Origin of the sequence: Pseudomonas tremae (assembly GCF_023278125.1) — a bacterium.
Lineage (GTDB): Bacteria > Pseudomonadota > Gammaproteobacteria > Pseudomonadales > Pseudomonadaceae > Aquipseudomonas > Aquipseudomonas tremae.
This window is the reverse complement of record NZ_CP066270.1, coordinates 1821093-1842506: the sequence shown is the minus strand read 5'-3', so window position 1 is coordinate 1842506 and position 21414 is coordinate 1821093. Positions and strand designations below refer to the sequence as shown.

At 57.4% G+C, this 21414-nt stretch carries 22 protein-coding genes; 7 read left to right on the top strand and 15 right to left on the bottom strand.

The window, feature by feature from the left end; all coding sequences use genetic code 11:
- Positions 1 to 125: 125 nt before the first annotated feature.
- The 8 genes from flgE to I9H09_RS08510 form a co-directional block, all read right to left on the bottom strand.
- Positions 126 to 1454 carry a flagellar hook protein FlgE gene (gene flgE, locus I9H09_RS08545; RefSeq protein ID WP_005890046.1) on the bottom strand — a complete coding sequence of 443 codons (1329 nt, stop codon included), beginning with the start codon at positions 1452 to 1454 and terminating at the stop codon, positions 126 to 128.
- A 25-nt stretch (positions 1455 to 1479) separates the two neighbouring features.
- Positions 1480 to 2169 carry a flagellar hook assembly protein FlgD gene (gene flgD, locus I9H09_RS08540; protein WP_005890044.1) on the bottom strand — a complete coding sequence of 230 codons (690 nt, stop codon included), beginning with the start codon at positions 2167 to 2169 and terminating at the stop codon, positions 1480 to 1482.
- A 15-nt stretch (positions 2170 to 2184) separates the two neighbouring features.
- Complete coding sequence (gene flgC / locus I9H09_RS08535; protein ID WP_002554316.1) at positions 2185 to 2625, bottom strand: flagellar basal body rod protein FlgC; 441 nt, start codon at positions 2623 to 2625, stop codon at positions 2185 to 2187.
- 3 nt (positions 2626 to 2628) lie between these two features.
- Positions 2629 to 3036: a flagellar basal body rod protein FlgB gene (flgB, locus tag I9H09_RS08530; protein WP_005767037.1), complete on the bottom strand. Its 408-nt coding sequence runs from the start codon at positions 3034 to 3036 to the stop codon at positions 2629 to 2631.
- 319 nt (positions 3037 to 3355) lie between these two features.
- Complete coding sequence (locus tag I9H09_RS08525; RefSeq protein ID WP_003370064.1) at positions 3356 to 3829, bottom strand: nuclear transport factor 2 family protein; 474 nt, start codon at positions 3827 to 3829, stop codon at positions 3356 to 3358.
- A 10-nt stretch (positions 3830 to 3839) separates the two neighbouring features.
- Positions 3840 to 4307, bottom strand: coding sequence for a cyanase (cynS, locus tag I9H09_RS08520; RefSeq protein ID WP_005890043.1), 468 nt, complete (start codon positions 4305 to 4307; stop codon positions 3840 to 3842).
- A 110-nt stretch (positions 4308 to 4417) separates the two neighbouring features.
- Positions 4418 to 5245, bottom strand: coding sequence for a protein-glutamate O-methyltransferase CheR (cheR, locus tag I9H09_RS08515; protein WP_005890042.1), 828 nt, complete (start codon positions 5243 to 5245; stop codon positions 4418 to 4420).
- A gap of 51 nt (positions 5246 to 5296) precedes the next feature.
- The gene (locus tag I9H09_RS08510; protein ID WP_005890041.1) at positions 5297 to 6223 is read right to left on the bottom strand and encodes a chemotaxis protein CheV; all 927 of its coding nucleotides are present in this window, start codon (positions 6221 to 6223) and stop codon (positions 5297 to 5299) included.
- Between the two features lie 78 nt (positions 6224 to 6301).
- Here I9H09_RS08510 and flgA point away from each other — a divergent pair, with 78 nt between their 5' ends.
- The 4 genes from flgA to I9H09_RS08490 all read left to right on the top strand — a co-directional run bounded on the left by flgA (position 6302) and on the right by I9H09_RS08490 (position 8881).
- A complete protein-coding gene (gene flgA / locus I9H09_RS08505) occupies positions 6302 to 7060 on the top strand; it encodes a flagellar basal body P-ring formation chaperone FlgA (protein ID WP_053481193.1) in 759 nt (252 codons plus the stop codon).
- Positions 7061 to 7220: 160 nt separating this feature from the next.
- Complete coding sequence (flgM, locus tag I9H09_RS08500) at positions 7221 to 7535, top strand: flagellar biosynthesis anti-sigma factor FlgM (RefSeq protein WP_005890039.1); 315 nt, start codon at positions 7221 to 7223, stop codon at positions 7533 to 7535.
- 49 nt (positions 7536 to 7584) lie between these two features.
- Positions 7585 to 8052: a flagella synthesis protein FlgN gene (locus I9H09_RS08495; RefSeq protein ID WP_005890038.1), complete on the top strand. Its 468-nt coding sequence runs from the start codon at positions 7585 to 7587 to the stop codon at positions 8050 to 8052.
- Positions 8053 to 8134: 82 nt separating this feature from the next.
- Positions 8135 to 8881, top strand: a complete 747-nt coding sequence (locus I9H09_RS08490) for a flagellar brake protein (protein WP_005890037.1) — start codon at positions 8135 to 8137, stop codon at positions 8879 to 8881.
- Positions 8882 to 8957: 76 nt separating this feature from the next.
- Here the strand turns inward: I9H09_RS08490 and I9H09_RS08485 are convergent, their stop codons facing one another.
- The 3 genes from I9H09_RS08485 to I9H09_RS08475 all read right to left on the bottom strand — a co-directional run bounded on the left by I9H09_RS08485 (position 8958) and on the right by I9H09_RS08475 (position 12732).
- Positions 8958 to 10349 (bottom strand): MFS transporter, encoded by a 1392-nt coding sequence (locus I9H09_RS08485; protein ID WP_236502271.1) that lies wholly within the window; start codon positions 10347 to 10349, stop codon positions 8958 to 8960.
- A gap of 54 nt (positions 10350 to 10403) precedes the next feature.
- Entirely contained in the window at positions 10404 to 11645 is a 1242-nt protein-coding gene (locus I9H09_RS08480; RefSeq protein ID WP_183130790.1) for a glutamine synthetase family protein, read from the bottom strand.
- Positions 11646 to 11820: 175 nt separating this feature from the next.
- Positions 11821 to 12732: a methyltransferase domain-containing protein gene (locus I9H09_RS08475; RefSeq protein WP_122347223.1), complete on the bottom strand. Its 912-nt coding sequence runs from the start codon at positions 12730 to 12732 to the stop codon at positions 11821 to 11823.
- 233 nt (positions 12733 to 12965) lie between these two features.
- On the opposite strand from I9H09_RS08475, the gene I9H09_RS08470 reads away from it, so the two are divergent.
- On the top strand, positions 12966 to 13775 hold the full coding sequence (locus I9H09_RS08470) for a glycosyltransferase family 2 protein (RefSeq protein WP_122347224.1): 810 nt from the start codon (positions 12966 to 12968) through the stop codon (positions 13773 to 13775).
- A gap of 207 nt (positions 13776 to 13982) precedes the next feature.
- On the opposite strand, the gene I9H09_RS08465 is transcribed toward I9H09_RS08470, so the two are convergent.
- The 3 genes from I9H09_RS08465 to I9H09_RS08455 all read right to left on the bottom strand — a co-directional run bounded on the left by I9H09_RS08465 (position 13983) and on the right by I9H09_RS08455 (position 17345).
- Positions 13983 to 14678: a sensor histidine kinase gene (locus I9H09_RS08465; RefSeq protein WP_053481197.1), complete on the bottom strand. Its 696-nt coding sequence runs from the start codon at positions 14676 to 14678 to the stop codon at positions 13983 to 13985.
- Positions 14675 to 16276: a tetratricopeptide repeat-containing response regulator gene (locus tag I9H09_RS08460; RefSeq protein WP_122347225.1), complete on the bottom strand. Its 1602-nt coding sequence runs from the start codon at positions 16274 to 16276 to the stop codon at positions 14675 to 14677. Before I9H09_RS08460 ends, I9H09_RS08465 begins: the two co-directional genes overlap by 4 nt.
- Positions 16277 to 16670: 394 nt before the next feature.
- Positions 16671 to 17345 (bottom strand): TIGR04211 family SH3 domain-containing protein, encoded by a 675-nt coding sequence (locus tag I9H09_RS08455; RefSeq protein ID WP_024670759.1) that lies wholly within the window; start codon positions 17343 to 17345, stop codon positions 16671 to 16673.
- A 437-nt stretch (positions 17346 to 17782) separates the two neighbouring features.
- Between I9H09_RS08455 and ppnN the strand changes: the two genes are divergently transcribed.
- Positions 17783 to 19156 (top strand): nucleotide 5'-monophosphate nucleosidase PpnN, encoded by a 1374-nt coding sequence (ppnN, locus tag I9H09_RS08450; RefSeq protein ID WP_024670760.1) that lies wholly within the window; start codon positions 17783 to 17785, stop codon positions 19154 to 19156.
- A gap of 51 nt (positions 19157 to 19207) precedes the next feature.
- Here ppnN and I9H09_RS08445 read toward each other — a convergent pair whose 3' ends face one another.
- Positions 19208 to 20077, bottom strand: coding sequence for a helix-turn-helix domain-containing protein (locus I9H09_RS08445; protein WP_054991435.1), 870 nt, complete (start codon positions 20075 to 20077; stop codon positions 19208 to 19210).
- A 152-nt stretch (positions 20078 to 20229) separates the two neighbouring features.
- Between I9H09_RS08445 and pobA the strand changes: the two genes are divergently transcribed.
- Positions 20230 to 21414, top strand: a complete 1185-nt coding sequence (gene pobA, locus I9H09_RS08440) for a 4-hydroxybenzoate 3-monooxygenase (protein WP_054991436.1) — start codon at positions 20230 to 20232, stop codon at positions 21412 to 21414.

The following is a 21414-nucleotide window of genomic DNA, read 5'->3' as shown; positions in this document are numbered from 1 at the left end:
CCAAGTAGGTTGAACGACCCATCCGTAACTTTAAACACGGTCAGAACTTGACGGATTCATTAATGACCGCGCATAAAAAAACCCCTTTTTACAGGGGTTTTCAATACCGACCGCTATGACGTGGATTACGTCATCTGAATAGTAGTCTGCATGATAGTGCTTTGTGTGGAGATAGTCTTGGCGTTAGCCTGATAGTTGCTCTGCGCCTTGATCAGGTTAACCAGTTCCACGGTCAGGTCGACGTTGGACTCTTCCAGCGCCTGACCCGTGATGTAGCCCAGGGTACCGGACTGCGGAGCGCCACTTACCGGTACACCGGAAGAGAACGTTTCGCGCCAGTTGGTGCCACCGGCCTGCGCCAGGCCTTGCACGTTGGCGAAGCTGGTCAGCGACGTCTGGCCGATCACCTGAGACTTGCCGTTGGTGTAGGTTGCAAACAGGTTGCCGGTCGAATCAACGTTCATCGCGCTGAGCTGACCCGTGGCGTAGCCATCCTGATCCTGCTTGAGCAGACCAGAAACCGAAGCAGTCTGGGTAATGTCGGACATATTCAGTTTGATGGAAGCTGCGCCGGTTGCCCCGTTTGCGGCCCAGGTTGCCGAACTGCCAGTACCGATCTGTACACCAGGCACCCAGTTGTTGACGGCGAACGTACCGTCGGCATTGAACTTGATGTTGGCGCTGTCGCTGGGGACAGTGCCCGGCGCAGCAGTGACCAGATTACCCGCAGAGTTGAACGTCAGGTTGTTCTTGTCCGGCGTGGTGCTGGCCGGGTTGGAAATGCTGCGCCCGTCCATCAGGGAATACATCGACCAGGTGTTGGTGCCGGTCTTGACGAAATACTGATCCAGGGTATGAGCATTGCCTTGGGTGTCGTAAGTAGGCGTGCTGTATTTGGTGTTGTAGGTCTTGGTGTCAGTGGCATCGAAAGTCGCAACGGACGGCATGGGAGTCGTCGAGTTCAGGTTGGCCGAGTTGGTGATGGTGGTCGTGGCCTTGGGCTCCAGGTTGGACGAGTCCACACGCAGATCGCTGAGCGCACCGGTTACCACCGAACCACTGGCGTCCACGTTGTAACCCTGCAACTTCATGCCGCTGCTGTTGACGACGTAGCCTTCCTTGTCGGTGTGAAATGCACCGGCACGGGTGAAAAGCTTCTCGCCGTTATTGCTGAGCATGAAGAAGCCGTCGCCGTTGATGGCCAGGTCCAGGCTGTTGGCAGTACCGGTGGTCAGGCTGCCCTGCGAGAACTGCTGGGAAACCGCTGCAGTGGTAACACCGCTGCCGACACTGCTCTTGCCCGACGTGCCACGGATCGACTGAGCGTATTGGTCAGCGAACTCGGTACGCGATGATTTGAAACCGGTAGTCGCTACGTTGGCAATGTTGTTGCCGGTAACGTCGAGACTTTTGTTTGCAGCATAGAGCCCACTAAGGCCGATATTGAAAGACATGTTTCACTCCTGCGCCGTAGCGGCTCTACAATCCGATGGTTTGAACTTTGGACAGGGCAACACTGCCGCTGGCCAGGTTAAGCGTTGTTTCAGCACCGTTGACACCCAGCGTGACGCTGTGAACCGTGGCGGGCAGATAAGTCGAAAGTTGCGTGTTCTTGCCGTCGATCGAGCCCTCGGCCTTGAAGCTGTAAGTGCCCGATGGAAGTGCTGTACCACTTGAATCCGTACCGTCCCAGGCAAAGCTGGTAGTGCCGGCTTTTTGCGCCCCAAGATCGACGCTGTCGACCAGATTGGATTGCGCGTCGTAAACCTTGACCGTTGTCACCGAGCTGGCGCCCGGAACCACGATCGAGCCGGTCAGGCCCTTGCTCGTATCGACAGAAGTGCTGCCCGAATCGATGATCACCGAACGGCCCACCAGCGACGACGCCTGTAAGGCCTGTGACGACTTGTAACTGCCGGCAATCGTGTCAACCGTCTTGGTCAGGTTCTGCATGCTTTCAAGGCTGCTGAACTGGGCCAGCTGAGCCACAAACTGGGTATTGTCCTGTGGGTCCAGCGGGTTCTGGTTCTTCATCTGCGTAACCAGCAGTTGCAGAAAAGAATCCTTGCCCAGCGTACCGGTCGAGTTGGTCGCGGTAGGTGTCGGGTTTTGCAGCGTGTTCAAAAATGTCGATGAAACGCTGTTTGATGAGGTGCTATCAACGGCCATAACGTTCGCCTTCTATCACTGACCGAGGGTCAGAACCTTCTGCATCATGGATTTAGCGGTGTTCATGATTTCGGCGTTGGTCTGGAAAGACCGGCTGGCGGAGATCATGTCGGCCATTTCTTCCACGACATTGACGTTGGGGTAATAGACATACCCGTCCTTGTCGGCGGAAGGATGATTGGGCTCGTAGCGCGCTTCGAGGTTGGAACTGTCTTCGATAATGCCGTTGACCTGAACACCCTGCCCCGCCTCACCCTGATCCTGGAACAGCGAACCACCTGTCGATTGCTGACCCTGCATCACGGTGGCAAACACCGGATGACGGGCGCGGTAGGTCTGGTCCATGCTCGACGACACGGTCTCGGCGTTGGCGATGTTACTGGCCGTGGTGTTCAGACGCGTGGTCTGGGCACTCATGGCGCTACCGGCAATGTTGAACACATTGGCTAGTGACATGATTTACTCTCCGCGAAGGGCTGCAACCAGCCCTTTGAACTTGCTGTTGAGCAATGTGAAGCTGGCCTGGAAGCCCATGGCGTTCTCGGTGTAACTGGCCGTCTCGACCTGCGAGTCAACGGTGTTCTGGTCCAGCGAAGGCTGCGACGGCGTGCGATACATCAGCGTGCCATCGTCATTCCCCATGCCCTCGGCTTCGATATGACGGCTGTTGGTCTTGTTCAGCGCGAAATGACCGTTCTGGGCCTTGTCGTTTTCGGCAGCCAGCACCGAAGAAAACTCCAGATCGCGAGCCTTGAAATTCGGAGTGTCAGCGTTGGAAATGTTGTTGGCCAACACCTCTGCCCGCTGAGCCCGGAAGTTAAGGGCCTTTTCATGTATGCCTAACGCTTTATCGAAGCTGATGCTCATTTCGGGAAACCTTTGCCGGTTGACCTGATTCTGTTGTTACTGACAAAGCAATCGGCGTGCCATGTTGCAAAAGCCAATGATTGCAAGGGTTGCAGGCAACGCGGAGGCGGCAATGCCAGAAAAGCGGCAAGGCATTTCCGCTGTGAGGGGTAAAGCGGCAAGATGGGTGCCGTTTTTTTGCCAGTATGGTGTGTGTCGCTTCAAGCGAGCCCGCCATTGCGAGCGTCGCCCCGAAGGTCGTCGGGCGACGCTTCGCTTGTACCCGATTAGTCGGGCACCAACAGTAAAGCCGGCGTACACGGTACGCCAGACAGCTCAATCAGAGGCCCAGCTCACTCAACCCCGGGTGATCATCAGGTCGCCGCCCCAGCGGCCAATGGTATTTGCGCTCGGACTCAGCAATCGGCAGATCGTTGATACAGGCAAAGCGCCGTTGCATGAGGCCATTTGCGGCAAACTCCCAGTTCTCATTACCGTAGGAACGGAACCAGTTGCCCGAGTCGTCGTGCCACTCATAGGCATAGCGCACGGCAATGCGGTTATCCGTGAATGCCCAGAGTTCCTTGATCAAGCGGTAGTCCAGTTCCTTGCGCCACTTGCGCTCCAGAAAGGCCTGAGCCTCTGCGCGACCATTGATGAACTCGCTACGATTACGCCAATAGGTGTCTTCGGTGTAGGCCAAAGCGACTTTAGCCGCGTCGCGCGAATTCCAGCCATCCTCGGCGCCACGAACTTTCTGGACTGCAGTCTCCAGGGTAAAGGGTGGAAATGGCGGTCTTCCTTTATCACTCATCTCAGCGTCCTCAGAACGGCTTGTAGGGCAGGAATTTTCCATCGAGGGTTATCACGGCTCGCTCACCCCCTTCTGGATCTTCGACTTTCTTGATGTCGAGCTTGAAGTTGATTGCGCTGATGATGCCGTCGCCGAACTGCTCGTGTACCAAAGCCTTCAGCGTGGTGCCATAAACCTGAACCATTTCGTGGAAGCGATAGATTGTCGGATCACTGGAAACGTCTTCGACATTGCCGCGCAACGGGATGGTTTGCAGTTCTGCGACCGCGTCTCTGTCCAGCCCGAGACGCTCGGCGACCACCTCGGCTACCGCTTGCGGTAGAGGATGCTGGCCGAGCAGCGCTGCAGTGACGTAGACCACGCTCAACCCGGTGTCATTGGCAAGCGCCGCCCAGGTCAGGTTCTTGGCTGCCTTGGCCTGCAAGACGCGTTCGGTCAACTGCTGGCGCGGCGTGCTGGATATATTGCTGTGTGGCATAACTCATTCCTTTACGGTTTGACTAAATGACACCCTCAGCAATACCACATTGAGACGCGGAATAAAAAAAGAGACCCGAAGGTCTCTTTATGAACAGCAGCCAGCAGTTATTACTTGGCCTTGTAGATGATCCCCGGGCTGCACTGAACCATCTGGTAGTGGTCCGGCAAACCGTTGAGCGCTTCGGAGGCGCCCAGGAACAGGTAGCCGCCCGGCTTGAGCGTGCCGTGGATGCGCAGCAGGATGTCTTTCTTCACTTCTGCCGAGAAGTAGATCAATACGTTGCGGCAGAACACGATGTCGAACTTGCCCAGCGCCGAGTAGCTGTCGAGCAGGTTGAACGAGCGGAACTCCACACGGCTTTTGATCGGCGCCTTGACCACCCAGCGGCCCGGGCTTTTCACGTCAAAAAAACGCTGCAGACGATCAGGTGAAAGACCGCGACCAATCGCCAGGCTGTCGTATTCGCCGGTTTTGCAGTTATTGAGCATCAAGCCTGACAGATCGGTTGCAACAATCTGCGCGCCCGACTTGAGCTGGCCCGGGTTGGCGCGTTCGAACTCATCGATGGACATCGACAGCGAATACGGTTCCTGACCCGACGAACAGGCTGCCGACCATATGCGCAGGCGCTGACCAGGGCTTGCCTTGATTTGCTCGGGCAGAACCTTGTTCTTCAATACCTCAAACGGGTAGGTATCGCGAAACCACAGGGTTTCGTTGGTGGTCATCGCATCGACCACCTGCTCACGCAAACCACTGCGCGGCTGGGTCTGGATACGCTGGACCAACTCGCTCAACGATTTGATGCCTTGCTGCTCCATCAATTTGTTGAGGCGGCTGGACACCAGGTACTGCTTGTTTTCCCCAAGCAAGATGCCACAGGCTTTTTCCAGAAATACCCGGAACTGATCAAAATCCAAATTACCCGTAGACAAGGTGCCGCCTCTCAAATCATGTGAATCACCGGGGACGACGCCCCCGGCTGATTATTCTGCTGCATTGATCCGCGCAACAACCCTGGCGGCAAGGTCATCAGGCCGGAATTTGGCGAGAAAGTCATCAGCGCCAACCTTCTTGACCATCGCCTGGTTGAACACTCCGGACAACGAAGTGTGCAAGGTGATGTGCATCTTCTGCATGCGCGGGTCATTACGTATCGCCGCAGTAAGGGTATAGCCATCCATCTCCGGCATTTCAATGTCGGAGATCATCATCAGAAACTCTTCTTCCGGTTTTTTGCCTTCCGCGACCAGCTTGAGCAGGTAATCCAGCGCCTGACGACCGTCGTTGAGTGCTACCACTTCCACCCCGACAGTTTCCAGGCAACGACTGACCTGCTTGCGAGCCACAGAAGAGTCGTCGACCGTCAGCACGCGCATCGACACGGCCTTGTGCTTGACGTCTGCATCGATGACACCCACCGAAATCTCTTCGGAGACCGGTGCCACTTCGGCAAGAATTTTCTCGACGTCGATGATTTCCACCAACTGATTATCGACACGGGTCACGGCCGTCAGGTAGTGATCGCGCCCGGTGCCCTTGGGCGGCGGATGGATCTCTTCCCAGTTCATATTGACGATGCGTTCAACGGAATGCACCAGAAAACCCTGAACCTTGGTGTTGTACTCGGTAATGATGACGAAGGAATTAACCAGCGAAATCATCCCGGCGGAGCCTGTCGCCATTGCCAGATCCATGATCGGAATGGTGCCGCCCCGAATGCTGGCGACGCCCCGGACGATCTTGCTCGATTTGGGCATGATGGTGAGTTTGGGGCATTGCAGTACTTCTTTTACCTTGAAGACGTTAATCCCGTAGAGCTGCTTGCCGTCGAGACGAAACAAGAGCAGCTCCAGGCGATTCTGACCCACCAGCTGAGTTCGCTGGTTTACTGAATCCATTACACCTGCCATGCCGAACCCCCTAACCAAAATGACCGCCACCCGTGCACTCGATCAACAAGCGGCACGGGCTTTGCTATTTGTAATTCCATGAACGCAAAGACGACAATTTCTCGACACTTCGCATTAGAAACCCGCAGGCTTCTGTGCGCAATCGCTCTGCTGTGCCTTTGTGGCGCCAGCAACCTCGTCCGTGCAGAGAATTTCACACTGCCTGAACAGCTTATCGGCGTCACCCAAGGGTTTCTTGAGTTCACAGTAGAAGACTATTTGGCAACCAACCAGATTGATGGACGTCATGACATACAGGTAAAGCAGCTGGACCCGCGTTTGCGGATGGCTGCATGCGACAAGGATTTGACAGCCAGCCTGGAGAGCCCGCGTCCGGTTGGCCGGGTAACAGTGCGCGTGCGCTGTGAAGGCTCCTCGCCGTGGACAGTGTTCGTACCTGCCCAGGTTCAGCTGTTTCGCAACGTCGTGACGGTCATGCGTCCGCTCAAACGCGACGCCATCGTGACCGAACAGGACGTTGCCATGCGCGAGCGTGATGTGAGCAGCCTGGGGCAGGGATTTCTGGCATCACTTGATCAGGCAGTCGGTCAGAAGGTTGTCCGACAAATGGTTATCGATCAAGTCGTCACGCCTGTGGCACTCGAGCAGCCGCAGATGATTCACAAGGGTGATCAAGTGGTGATCATAGCCCGCACCGGTACGCTGGCGGTGCGGATGCCAGGGGAAGCGATGTCCGACGGCGGTTTCAACGAACAGATTCGGGTGAAGAACCTCAATTCACAGCGGGTGATAAAAGCCAGTGTCACAGGCCCTGGTCAGGTGGAAGTGGCCATGTGATGCATTGATGCTGGCGCAAAGGGTGGGTTTTTTTTAGACTGCGGAGAATGTCCGACGGTGGAAAGCATCTATTGAGAAGCTTTATCACAATCCGCCTAAAGTTTAATTGGGGTTGGCCGAAAACAAGGCAAGCGTCCAAACACCCAGAGGTTTTTCAATCATGGTCATAGATTTCAGTCGCCTTAACAATTCACAAACTGTCTCTAGCACGAACCGTGCCAGCGCCAATAAAGAAACCATTAAAACCGATGCACTAGCACCTGCTGCCACCGCAGGCGTCAAGAGCACCGGGGAAACGTTTTCCTTGAGCAGTGAGGCTCAGCAGTTGCACAACATCACGGACAAGCTGAACGATCTGCCAACCGTCAACAGTGCACGCGTCGCCGAGCTCAAGCAGGCCATCGCAGACGGTAGCTACAAGGTCGACAGCAACCGTGTTGCCAGCAAACTGTTGAATTTCGAAACCCAACGCTAAGCCACGGCTCGCGCTGGATATTCTGGACGCTTAAAAACCAGAGCATGCGATGCAAGACACTAATTTGCTGCAGATGTTCACCGATGACATTGCTTCGAGCCGTCAGCTACTTGAGCTGTTGCAGGCCGAATCAGTGATACTTCATGGCCGCGACATGGGCGATATGGAACAGGTACTGGCGCAGAAACAGGCGCTGGTCATTCTGCTCGACCAACATGGTCGCAAACGCAGCCAGTTGCTAGCCAGTGTTGGCCTGCCTGCAAATCGCGACGGTCTCCAGCAACTGGCCAGCCAGTCGGATATCGGTGAGCAATTGTTGACGGCGGGCGACGAACTGAACGCGTTGATCAATGAATGTCAGGTTCTGAATGATCGGAACGGCAGTCTTATTCAGTTGCAACAGGTCAGCACTGCCCATCAGCTGCGTATACTGAACGGCGGCGATACGCCAACGCTCTACGACAGTCGCGGTTCAACTGCGCTTAGAGCAAAACCCCGCCCTCTGAGTCAGGCGTAACTTCCTGTACCAAGGTGTCGTGCGTAGTGGCAGAATGCCTGTTGTTGCGTTGCCGTAGTATTTTGCCTGGAGATTCAAGAACGTGAATGGCTCAAGCGCGGACGATGCTCCGCAGCCCCCCAAGGTCCTCAACACACCTTTGGAAATTGCCGCAAACCTGCGGCTGCTGGTCGAGAGTCATGATCCGCTGATCATTACCTTCAATGAGCGCGCCCAGCGTTTTCAGAGCTACCTCCTGGAAGTCGACCGCGATAGCAACACCATGGCGCTCGACGAGATGATACCCCGCGACGGCGAACGCTTTATCGGTAATGGCGAATCCTATCGCGTAGAAGGTTTTCACGACGGCGTGCGCATTGCCTGGGAAAGCTCGGCGCCCATGGAAATCCTCGAGATTGATGGCCAGCGTACGTACCGCGGCCCGATGCCCGATGAAGTCATCTACCACCAGCGTCGCAACGCCTTCCGCGCAGCCCTGAAGCTGGCTCAACTGGTTGATGTCGAGATCGGTGGCGAGCGCATGAAAACGACGCTCACCGGCAAACTGCTGGATATTTCTGCCACCGGCTGCAAATTGCGTTTCGAAGGCGACGTTTCCGACCGTATGCAGTTGGGCCAGGTCTACGATCGTTTTATCGCCAAACTGCCCTTCGGTGCCATGACCGCTCCCGTGGAGCTGCGCCATCTGCACTTCGAAGAAAGGTTTCACACTACATTTGCCGGCGTACGCTTTCACAACATGAGCGGGCTGGTGCAGCGTCAGGTCGAACGATTCGTCTATCAGTTACAGCGTGAAGCACGTCGCTTCGACAAAGACGACGACTTCTGACAGCAAAGAACATGTGCCAATGATTGCGGCTGATTGCGGCAGCCACGCCGCAATCGCATCCCCCCTTCTGCTGCCCTCAGGCCTTCCAGGTCTCGTTCTCGCCCTCGCGCACTTCCTCCGCCACCTCAGGCTCGACGTCAGCCACCGCTTCCGGTTCAAGCTCCGACTCTGGCTCCGGTTGTGGCTCGACAGTCTCTGGCTCGACGGTATTCTGCATCTGCTCCTGGACCACCTGCTCATCCACACGCGGATCGAGCGCCACCACCAGTGGTGAACTGGACATACTGTCCGGCATCGCAACGTGGTGCAGCGGAGCGTTCTCCACCTGGTGCAGGTGAGTGACAGCCTTCGGCCTGATGAGCAATACAAGAATCGCCGCAGCGCCGCAGACAAACACATACAGCATGTGGCCGCCGAAAACCTTCATGACCACACCCGCAGCCAGCGGGCCGATGCTTGCGCCGATACCGTAGGTCATAAGCAGCATGGCAGTCAGCGACACACGACGCTCGGCCTCGACGTGGTCATTGGCAAATGCCACCGCCAGCGGATAAAGGCAGAATTGCATCAGCGATGCCAGAAAACCGACACCGAACAACACTTCAACCGGCACGCTGGGGAATACCGCCAGCGGCAATGACGCCACCACTAGCGCAGCCGCAAACACCCGCATCAGCACCGAGCGATCATAGCGGTCCGAAAGCAGGCCCAGCGGCCACTGCACCAGAAAGCCGGCCAGAATGCAGCAACCCATGAACAAACCGACCTGTTTGGTAGACAGCCCCTGTTCGGCGGCGTAAACGGGTGCCAGACCATAGAACGAACCGATTATCAGACCTGCCCCAAGCACCGCCGTCAGTGACTGCGGAACGCGCTTCATGAAGAACCGGGGCTCCAGCGGAGCCGGATGCAGAGGCGCCGGGTGAATGGCGCGGGTCAAGGCGACGGGCACCAGGCACAGTGCAAAACACAATGCCACCAGCATCAGCAGCTCAGGGCCCAGTTGCGGGTGAACCACCAGCACCAGCTGGCCAAGCACCAGCCCCAGATAGGAAGCGATCATATAACCGCTGAACACCATGCCGCGCTGCTTGGCCTCGGCCTGTTCGTTGAGCCAGCTCTCGATGACCATGTATTGACACATCATGCCCAGGCCGACGATTACCCGCAGCACCAGCCACGCTGGCAGCCAGCTGATAAGGCCATGCCCAAGCACAGCCGCCCCGACAATCCCGGCGCACGTGGCGTAGGCGCGAATATGGCCGACACGGCCAATAAGACGGTGGCCGATCTTGCCGCCCAGCACCAAACCGAAATAGTTGGCAGCCATTAAAGCACCCACCCACAAGCTGTCGACCTGATCAGCCGCCAGGCGCAGGGCCAGATAAGTGCTCAGCAGACCCGAGCCGATCAACATCATCAACGAGGCAAAATAAAGCGCTCGAAAGGATTTCCAGATTTGGCGCATCAACTTTCCAAAAATAAGGAGTCGTCCGAATGGACAAGCCCGATACTGCGATTCTTAAACCTGAGCAGCCAGAACGCGCCGTTCCCAGGGGGTGATCTCGTCGAAAAAACTGCTCAGTTCCATAGCCTTCGACGCGACGTAGCCTTCGATGAATTCATGACCAAACAGTTCCTTGGCCAGCTCACTGCTTTTCAGACGTTCGAGAGCGGCATGCAAGGTACAAGGAAGTGACAATTCTTCTGGCACCTCGATTTCGCCTTGCATAGCCGCAGTCGGCTCCAGGCCCTGTTCAACACCGTACAACCCCGCCGCAAGGCTCGCCGCAATGGCCAGATAAGGGTTGGCGTCTGCGCCCGGCAGACGATTCTCCACTCTTCTGGCCGCCGCCGCACTCGCCGGAATACGCAGTCCGGCGGCGCGATTATCGTGGGACCAGCAGGCATTGTTGGGCGAGGCATAGGGATGAAACAGGCGCTGGTAGGCATTCACATTCGGCGCGAACAATGCCGTGAAATCAGCCATGCAGGCCTGCTGTCCGCCAATGAAGTGGCGGAAAGTGGCTGTCGCCTCGCCGTCGGCGTTGCTGAATACATTGAGTCCGGACGCTATCTCTACCACGCTCTGATGAATATGCATCGAACTGCCCGCAGTATTGGCCAACGGTTTGGCCATGCACACCACCATCAGACCGTGCTTGAGGGCGACTTCTTTGAGCAGGTGCTTGAACAGAAAGGTCTGGTCGGCCAGCGTCAACGGATCGCCGTGCCACAAGTTGATCTCGAACTGACTGACGCCCATCTCGTGCATAACGGTGTCACGTGGCAGTCCCAACGCCGCCATACAGGCATAGACCTCGGCAAAAAACGGCCGCAGACCGTTATTGGAACTGATACTAAACGCCGAGTGCCCCGCCTCGCGGCGCCCGTCCAGCCCAACCGGCGGCATGAACGGCTGATGCGGGTCGGGATTGGGCGCAAAGACGAAAAACTCGAGCTCGGTGGCGACCACCGGTGCCAGGCCGTGACCGGCGTAGCGGGCAACCACCGCCCTTAACTGGCTGCGGGTGGATAGCATGCAAGGCTCGCCGCTCAGGTCAACGGCATCGCAGATCGCCAATGCCCTGGGCTGATCGCTCCAGGGCAGGCGATGGATCTGCTGCGAGTCGCTGACCAGCGCCAGGTCACCATCATCGCTGCCGTAAAAGCGCGCCGGGGGATAACCACCCATGATGCATTGCAGCAGCACGCCGCGCGCCAGTTGCAATCGCCGCCCTTGCACAAAGCCCTCGGCCGTCATGACCTTGCCGCGCGGCACGCCGTTCAAGTCGGGAGTTACGCACTCCACTTCATCAATGCCCGACAATAGCTGAGCCAGCGAGTGGGGATTATTGCGTGTCATGGGTCAATCCTTTGAGGGGGAGCTGCAAGTCTGAAGCGACTGGCTTCAAGCCTCAAGCATTAAACCTGTCCCGTCAAAGCACCGGATTGTGGAAAGGCGCTCCGCTCACTTCGATGAACTCCTTGCGGTAATCCTCGTTCTCCGGGTCGACCACGAGGGCCTGACGCAAGAACTCGACGCCTTCGGCGAAATGACCCAATTCACGACTCAGGGCGCCAGCCAGATGCAGCCTGTTGGCGTCGAAAAAATTGAAGGACAGCAGGATTTTGGTCAGGGTCAGCGCGTTTTCGAGCTTGCCCTCCATGAGCAACTGATTGAACTGTGCATTGAAACCGGCGATATCCTGCCATTTTTCTGCCGACAAGCCTTCAACCTTGCGCAGCACGATGGTGTGGCCGTTGCCTACTTTCGAATCGGTCTCTTCCACGCACTCGATGTACCACGACCCCAGACCGGAAGTGTTCACATGGTTGACGGCGCGAATCATGCTCTGCAGAGAGAACACTTGGTAGTGACCGCGCCATTCACCATCGGCGACGGTGGTCATGTCGACCTTGTTTTCATAGTCTTCGATCATTTGCGCCAGCGTCGTCAAACGACGAGCGCGGTCTGTCCGTGCGGCGGTGCGCTTGGGGAATATGCAGAAGAAAACGCCACCGTTCTTCAATACCCGAAAGGCTTCGACATAAGCGGAAAACAGGTTGGGAACGTGCTCGATGACATGCGAGCTGATCAGGTAATCGACCGACGAGTCCGCCGTGTGGATGCATTGAAAGTCGCCAAGCATATCGACTGTCGAGACACCACCCGACACCTTCATCTGTTCAACGAAGTACTGCTGATAATCCTCCATGTCACGAGGGTGCAGGAACTCGACACCGTTGCACGGTGCGACGTTCAGACAACTGGGAAGGTTGAAAGCGTTATGAGCGGCTGCTCCCAACTCGATACCGTGCCCCTGGCAGTACTTATTAGCTAACAGCATCACCTACCCACCGCTCATCGTATATTGGATACAGCCTTTCCGGGGTGTCGGCGGTCCCCGGCAAAACTTTAGCCGGTACAGGCCCGAAGCCCCGCCCGCCGGGGCATTGGCGCAAATATTGCAGACCACCAGGTACGCATAATGATTTACGTCAGCGCAGCCCTGAACACGGTGCCAACGCTGACGCAGGCCATGAAAAATCAGGTTAACGCTCAAGAGAACAGAGGATCACCATGATCGATGGTCAAAAGGTTGGCTGCGGGATCGTCACGTATAACCGTCCGGCACTGCTGAAAAAACTTTACGATTCATTGCCCACCGACATCATCGACAGCATTGTCATCATCAATGATGGCGACGAGTACCCCGAGTTCTCTGCCTACGGCAGCGAGGTTTTATTCAATAATGAAAGCAACCTCGGCGTCGGAAAGTCCAAGAACAGAGCGTTGTCGCGACTGATGGAGGCTGGCTGCGAGCATTTTTTCCTCATCGAAGACGACATCTACATAAAAAGCCCTGAGGTGTTCGAGCTTTATATACTGACCTCGACTCTGACCGGCATACAGCACCTGAATTACAGCCAGCACGGTTTGATGAACAAGACGCCGGATGGCGAGGCCAATGCAGTGTGCAAGATTGATTATGGCAATGGCATCAATTTGCCATTATACCGCCATTGCGTCGGGGCGTTTTCGTACTACTCGAGGCGCAGCCTGGAAGCCGCCGGGTTGATGGACGAAACGTATTACAATGCGTTTGAACACGTTGACCACACGCTGGCCATCATCAACCAGAATATGCATCCGCCGTACTGGTTCTTTGCCGACATCGACAACTCCCAGCTTTACCTCGGAGACGAGCCCTGGACGCTGGAAAAATCAACGATTTCGTCCAATACCCAGCACCGCAAAAACGCCCTCGAAGCTATCGAACACTTCACGCTCAAGCATGGCTGTTCGCCGATTAAACACCCGCTTGCCTCCAATCAGGAGCTGATGGAGAGCCTCAACAGCATCAAGCAGAACTTCGGCCTGAATATCTGAGCCACGATTGTGTCGGAGAATCACTGCCCCCAGGGTTCTGTACGAAACCTCGGCGAGCGAAGGTCAGGCAAGGCAAAACAGGCGAGGAGCGGCCGGGGTCGCGTTCGACTCTACGTGTTGTGAATGGGCATTCCGATTGGACTCTCATCCGAGCCTGTTCTTAACGCAGCATCACCGAGCGCAGCCACTCTTCGTACAGAGCCTAATTCAAGGCAGTGTCATGCTGAACAGCGCACCTCCCAGCACGCCGCCATTGGCAATCTCGATACGCCCCTGCATGCCGCCTCGCGCATGCAGCCGCGCGATATGCGCCGCAAAATACAGGCCCAGCCCGGTGCTGCCGCTGCCCTGATTTATCCCCTGCACGTAGTCGGTCTGCTGCTCGATCAGGTAGGCCGGGTAACCCGGGCCATCGTCGTTGACGGTGATCTTCAATTGACCGTCTGCCCCGGAAACGCTGACGAATATCTGCTCGCGGGCAAAACCGATAGCGTTGACGATGATGTTACCCACCACCGAACCCACCAGTTCGCGGTCGAAAAAGCCCAGCGGGCTCACGACATCGATGTCGCTGCGGGCCACGATGCCACGGCTGGCCAGCACGTCCTGATGATGGGCCAGCTGCGCTTCGATGAAGTCGTCCAGCTCGTGATAGTCCGGACGCAGCGGCATCTGGTTGACGCCGAGTTTGTACAGGCCCAGCAACTGCACCAGCATGCCGTTCAGGTTGGCGAACTCGTACTCAATCACACCGTGTTCCGGTGTGTCGCGCTGCTGAACAGAAAGCTTCGCCAGCCACTCACTGTGCGCCTGGGTCAGCGTCGCCAGCGAATTCTTCATGTCATGCACGGTGGAGGCAATCACCATCGAGAAATCAAGCCCCTGCTCCCTCTCTTCACTCATGCGCCAAACGCCCTCTCCCTGAGTTTCTGATAACGCTCAAAACGCGGGTCGCTGTCCGGGATCTTGCCGACCATGGTCAGGCTGGCCCGGCATTCGTCCAGGCCTGCCTGGCCCAGATTCTGGCCGGGATGGAGCAACGACTGCGCCATGTTGAGCGCAATACTGAGATTTTTCGGCTGCAACGCCAGAGCGCTGCGAAAAAATGCCTGTGCTTCGGTGAGGTTGCCGGACTTGTAGCTGCGCACGCCTTGCAGGTTCAAATCGCTGGCGGCCTTGTTGGCGCCCAGAATGGCAGGGTCGTCAGTCATGCTGGCGACGCTTTTCATCACCGCCGGGTCATCGCCGTAGACCTGCGCGCAGTGCTTCAAGACACCGGCACCCGCCTCTTCCTGCCCCAGTTGCTTAAGCTGTGCTGCCACCATCAAGGCGGCGTCGGCACTGAGGAACAGCTCCGACCCATCGAGTCGGGCCATAGCCTGCTCGGTGAGTTTGGCGGCAGCTTCGGGGTCCGAGTGTTGCAGGCTGGAAGCCTTCATCAAGCGCGTACGCACTTGCAGACCTTCGTCGTTGCTGTGCTCCTTGGCGACTTCGCCCAAGGCATTGTTGACCTCGACCCTGGTCCGCGCATCAAGGCCCTGCTCGCCACCTTTGCTGATCAAGGCATGCGCCAGCCCGAGGTTGGTTTCAGGGTCCTTGAAGCGTGAATGCTGCCCTTGGGAAACCGCTTGGCGATAAGCCTTGGAGGCACTCTCGAAGTCTTCGTTACCCAACGCCAGCTTGCCCAGCAGCCTTTGGCGGCGGACCGCCAACGGTGACAGACGCACTGCACTTTCGAGCACAGTCTGGGCGCGCTTGGCATCACCAAGGGCCACCAGCACGTCAGCCAACCCGTCGAACAGCGCGGGCATGATCGGAAAAGCCTTGATCCCCTGCTCGTAGACCACCTGCGCCTCGGCGGCCTTGCCACGCTTCAGCAACAGCCTGCCCAGCGCGCCATATGCCCAAGGGGTGGCGCGGTCGGCCAGAATAGTCTTGAGGAAGGCTTCCAGCGGTTCGTTCTGCTTGAGGTCGCGCAGAGCCTCGGCCTTGTAGCGGAGACAAAGCGGCGCATAACGTGGGTCCTGCTTGATCAAGGCGTCGCAAGCGGCCAGCACCTGGGCCGGATTGCGCTGGTCGAGCGCCTGCAGAATCGGCTTGAGCAGCGTCTTGCGCTGCACAAGTTTTTCCAGGCGCTGAGCCAGCCCGGCCCGATTGAACGGCTTGGTCAGGTAGCCGTCCGGCTCCCACTCCAGCGCGCTCATGACCATGGCCTGACTGTTTTCGGCAGTGACCATGATAAAGACGCTTTCATGACTCAACAGCCGCTCGACCATCAGGTCCTCCAGCACCTGCTGACCATTCTTGCGACCATCGCCAAGGTTGAAGTCATGCAACACGAAGTCATAGCGCTTTTGCGCGCACATGCGCAAAGCTTCCTCACCGGAGTCGGCGGTATCCACTTCCTTGACGCCCAGCTCACGCAGCATCGACCTGACTGAACTGCGAAAGTCAGAGAAGTCATCAACAATAAGAATGCTTTTTTGGTTGTACGCCAGCATCCGGATTCCTGCACAGGAGAGGTAAAAATACGAGCCCTGACAGCCCCGAGAGCTACTCGGACCGGGCTCGGCAGCACGTCTTTCAAGACGTGCTTGATAACTGATAGCTGACTGATATTCAGGCAAAGCCCTGCGCCGCTATCCCGCGTAACGGGACAAGGTTTGCAGCGACACTCAGTTTTTCGACCACCCGGACAAAAACTATAGCGCAAACATGCACTTCGCCTGTTGTGTGCGAGTCAGTCAGGTGCAGAATTTGCGAGCTGGATCGTATAGGCAGAAACAGGAAGGGTATTGCGGGGAAGCAGATCGACGAATGAAGGCAGGCGTCATGCGACGCACAACTTCACGGGCAGCATGCCGACACAGGGCGTCGGCATGCCTGCGTGACGGCTTAGACCCAGCCGTCGTTCTTCTTGCGGCCTTTGGTCAGAGCCGGAAGAATCAGACCGACCAGCAGCCCGGCACCGGCGATGCTCCCGCCGTAGACCATGTAACGCATCATTACTTGCTTGTTCTCGTCGCCAAGGCGCGCCTGGGTAGCACGCAATTCGGCCTGGGAGTCCGCCAACTGATCGTTGAGGGTCTTGGTCCGCGCTTCGAGCTCATCGACCAGCTTTTTGCGCGCATCCAGAGTCTCCTGCATGCCCTGCACGCGGGTTTTCCAGGTGTTGTCGATACCGGCCAGTTGTTCGGTCAGCTCGGCGACCTGCTGGGTCAACTGCGGCACACGCTCGGCCTGGCCAGGGACCTCCTGCAAGTCACTGCTGGGAATCCACACGGTGGACCCGCCTTCGCCGCGCACCTGGCTGAACTTGCCGGAGTTGGAGAGCAATTCGACCTTCTGCCCGGATTTCAGCGTACCGACGATGCGATGGTCATCCGTTGGCCCACTGCGTACGTAAGTGGTAAGGCTGTCGCTGACCCAACGCTCGTTGCCCGCCGCCTGAGCGTTACCAGGAACAATCACGGTAAGTACAGCACCGAACAGGCCAGCCCCCAATAAACGACGTGACACGGAGAACAGGCCAGGGGCACGGGAAAGAAGTGCAGGAAGATGACGAGACATGGCGATAATTATCTTTATCCGGAATGAAAATAAAGCCTCGTTGAACGGGCCGGCTTAGGATGGGGACGGCAGGCGACCAAAGGTTTTGCAACTCCTGCCCGGACGGATTGTCTGCCAATGACACGCAACAAAAAGCGTATCAGGTCCCTTTTTTGCAGAACGTCCAAAAACACCATCAGCTAACAGACTCCTCGAAACGGGTCAGGTTCACTATCGCCCTGCGCTTGCGTCAAAATTCAGCCGCACGGTGGCCGTGAGCAAGTCCCTGCTTTCAAACGAATTCGGCTCTGGCGCGACGTTTGGCCATCAAATCAGGCTCAGGCACTGTGCAACGTTTGCTTTCCCGTGCAAGTGCTGTAGAAAAGGTGTCACAGGCGTGAGTGCCGAGCGCACTCACCATCCTGATGCTCGACTGCATCGCTCTAATGGAAAATAGAATGCTCTCAAGACAAGTGATTAACGCCACCGTAAGCCCGAAAGGCAGCCTTGAAACCCTGTCGCAACGTGAAGTACAGCAACTCAGCGCTGCAGGCTCTGGCAGTACCTACACCCTGTTTCGCCAGTGCGCCTTGGCCATCCTCAATACCGGCGCCCATGTCGATAACGCCAAGACCATTCTTGAAGCGTACGAAAGTTTTGAAGTCCGCATCCATCAACAGGATCGCGGTGTGCGCCTGGAGCTGCTCAACGCTCCGGCCGATGCTTTCGTTGATGGAGAAATGATCGCCAGCACCCGTGAAATGCTGTTCAGTGCGCTGCGCGACATCGTCTACACCGAAAGCGAACTGGACAGCCAGCGCATCGACTTGAGCAATTCCCAGGGCATTACCGACTACGTGTTCCACCTGCTGCGCAACGCCCGTACCCTGCGCGCCGGTGTCGAACCGAAGATGGTGGTGTGCTGGGGCGGCCACTCGATCAACACCGAAGAATACAAGTACACCAAGAAAGTCGGTCATGAACTGGGCCTGCGCAGCCTGGACATCTGCACCGGCTGCGGCCCGGGCGTCATGAAAGGCCCGATGAAAGGCGCGACCATCGCTCACGCCAAGCAACGCATTGTCGGCGGTCGTTATCTGGGCCTCACTGAGCCTGGCATCATCGCTGCCGAAGCGCCGAACCCGATCGTCAACGAACTGGTGATCCTGCCGGACATCGAAAAGCGTCTCGAAGCGTTCGTGCGTGTCGGCCACGGCATCATCATTTTTCCGGGCGGCGCAGGCACTGCCGAAGAGTTCCTGTACCTGCTGGGCATCCTGATGCACCCGGACAACAAGGACGTACCGTTCCCGGTGATCCTGACCGGCCCGAAAAACACCGAACCGTACCTGCAGCAACTGCACGCGTTCGTCGGTGCCACGCTGGGTGAAGAAGCGCAGCGGCATTACCAGATCATCATCGACAACCCGGCAGACGTAGCGCGGCAGATGACCCAGGGCCTGAAGGAAGTAAAGCAGTTCCGCCGCGAGCGCAACGATGCGTTTCATTTCAACTGGCTGCTGAAAATCGAAGAGAGCTTTCAGCACCCCTTCGATCCGACCCACGAAAACATGGCGAAGCTGCAGCTCAACCATGACGTGCCTGCCCACGAACTGGCCGCCAATCTGCGCCGCGCGTTCTCTGGCATCGTTGCCGGTAACGTCAAGGACAAGGGTATTCGGCTGATCGAAGAACACGGCCCGTATCAGATCCAGGGCGACCCGTCGATCATGGGCCCGCTGGACAAGCTATTGCAGGCGTTTGTCGACCAGCACCGGATGAAGTTGCCGGGTGGCGCGGAGTATGTGCCGTGCTATCAGGTCGTTGCCTGAACGCTTAAGTAATACGCTGTCGATAAACGGGGCGCGCTCAGCGCCCCGTTTCTATTTCTGCTGACGAAACTCTCGGGGCGATTGGCCGGTAGCGCGCTTGAAGAACCGCGAAAAATAGGCGGGTTCGGAAAACCCCAAGCTGTCGGACACCTGATTGATGGTCATGGTGGTGTAGATCAGGTTGCGCTTGGCCTCGAGCAGCAGCCGCTGGCTGATGATCTGCAACGCTGACTGGTTGCACAGGCGCCGACACAGCGCATTCAGATGAGCCGCGCTGAGGCCCATCGCCTGCGCGTGCTGGTCGATGGACCAGTGCTCGCGAAAGCTTGCCTCCAGTTGATGCATGAACGCCTGTAGATGCTCGCGGCCACGGTCAAGCGAATGAGTTTCTTCGCCGGCGTGCGCGCTGCAGCGCCGGCTCAGCCATACCGCCAATACATTGATCAGCGAATGCAGCATCAAATCGCGACCGGCTCCGGGTTGCCGGTATTCGCGCGCAATGGCGCTGAACAGCGTGTCCACATAATGGCTGTCTGCGCCCAGGGAGTAGCAACGCGCCGTGCTCATCGCAGTGATGTCGAGCGCCGTCTCGAGCTGCTCTACCAGCGGTCGCGCCAAGCTGAGAATGTGCCCCTGAATGTCTTCGGCAAACCTGAAAGTGTGGACGCTCAGTGCGGGCACCACTTGTAGCGAAGGCGTCTGGACCTCGCTGACCATGTCCTCGACCTTCAACATCGCCTTGCCCGATTGCACATACAGCAACTGGACCAGATCGCCATGCCGGTGCGGTTTGATCTCCCACTCGTGCATCTTGCTGCGCTCGGGTATCGACTCGCAATGGATCAGGTCGGGCGTGGGCCAGGCCGTGGTTTCGCCGTAAAGCTTGAAAACCGGTATCGCTGTGACAGCAGGTCTGGCCATGTCGCCCTCCTCGCCCGAACCCCTGAAAAGTCCAGATAATTCGCTGGATATTGCCTTCTTATCTCGATGGCATCCATTAAAAATGCAGGAGACAAAAACAATCACATCCCGCTGGTTACCGCCGGCAGGGATCAATAGACAGGACTATCGCCATGAAAACCCAGGTTGCCATTATCGGTTCAGGTCCTTCCGGGCTGCTGTTGGGCCAACTGCTGCAGCGTGCCGGCATCGACAACGTGATCGTCGAGCGCAAGAACCCGGACTATATCCTCTCGCGCATCCGCGCTGGCGTGCTTGAGCAAGGCATGACCGACCTGCTGCGTGAAGCCGGGGTCAGCGAGCGCATGGACGCCGAAGGACTGATTCACGATGGCTTCGAGCTGGCCTTCGACGGTCGCTGCGAGCGCATCGACCTGAAAAACCTTGCCGGAGGCAAAACCGTGACGGTCTACGGCCAGACCGAAGTCACCCGCGACCTTATGGCTGCTCGCGCGTCTATCGGGGCAATGACGGTTTATGATGCAGCAGACGTCAACGTCCATGACCCAAAGACCGACAGCCCTTACCTGACCTTTGTGAAAGACGGCGAGACCGTGCGTCTCGACTGCGATTACATTGCTGGCTGCGACGGTTTTCACGGCGTGTCCCGACAATCGATCCCGTCTGAAGCACTGAAAATCTTCGAGCGCGTCTACCCGTTTGGCTGGCTCGGCGTGCTGGCCGACACGCCGCCGGTCAATGAAGAGCTGGTTTACGCCAACCACCCGCGCGGCTTTGCCCTGTGCAGCATGCGCTCAGCCATTCGCACCCGTTATTACGTACAGGTCAGCGCTGACGAGAAGGTCGAAGACTGGTCGGACGATCGTTTCTGGGGTGAATTGAAAGCCCGTTTGCCCGCGCACCTGGCAAAACGCCTGGTTACCGGCCCGTCCATTGAAAAAAGTATCGCGCCGCTACGCAGCTTTGTGGTGGAACCCATGCAGTACGGCCGCCTGTTCCTGCTCGGCGACGCTGCACACATCGTCCCGCCCACCGGCGCAAAGGGCCTGAACCTCGCGGCCAGTGACGTCAGCACGCTGTACCGGATCCTGCTCAAGGTCTATCGCGAAGGCCGCACCGACCTGCTGGAAAAGTACTCGCAGATCTGCCTGCGCCGCGTCTGGAAAGCCGAGCGCTTTTCCTGGTGGATGACCTCGGTGCTGCACAACTTCCCAGGCACCGACGCCTTCAGCCAGCGCATTCAGCAGACCGAACTGGACTACTACGTCGGCTCGGAAGCCGGACGCAGGACCATTGCCGAGAATTATGTAGGTTTGCCGTATGAAGCGATTGAATAG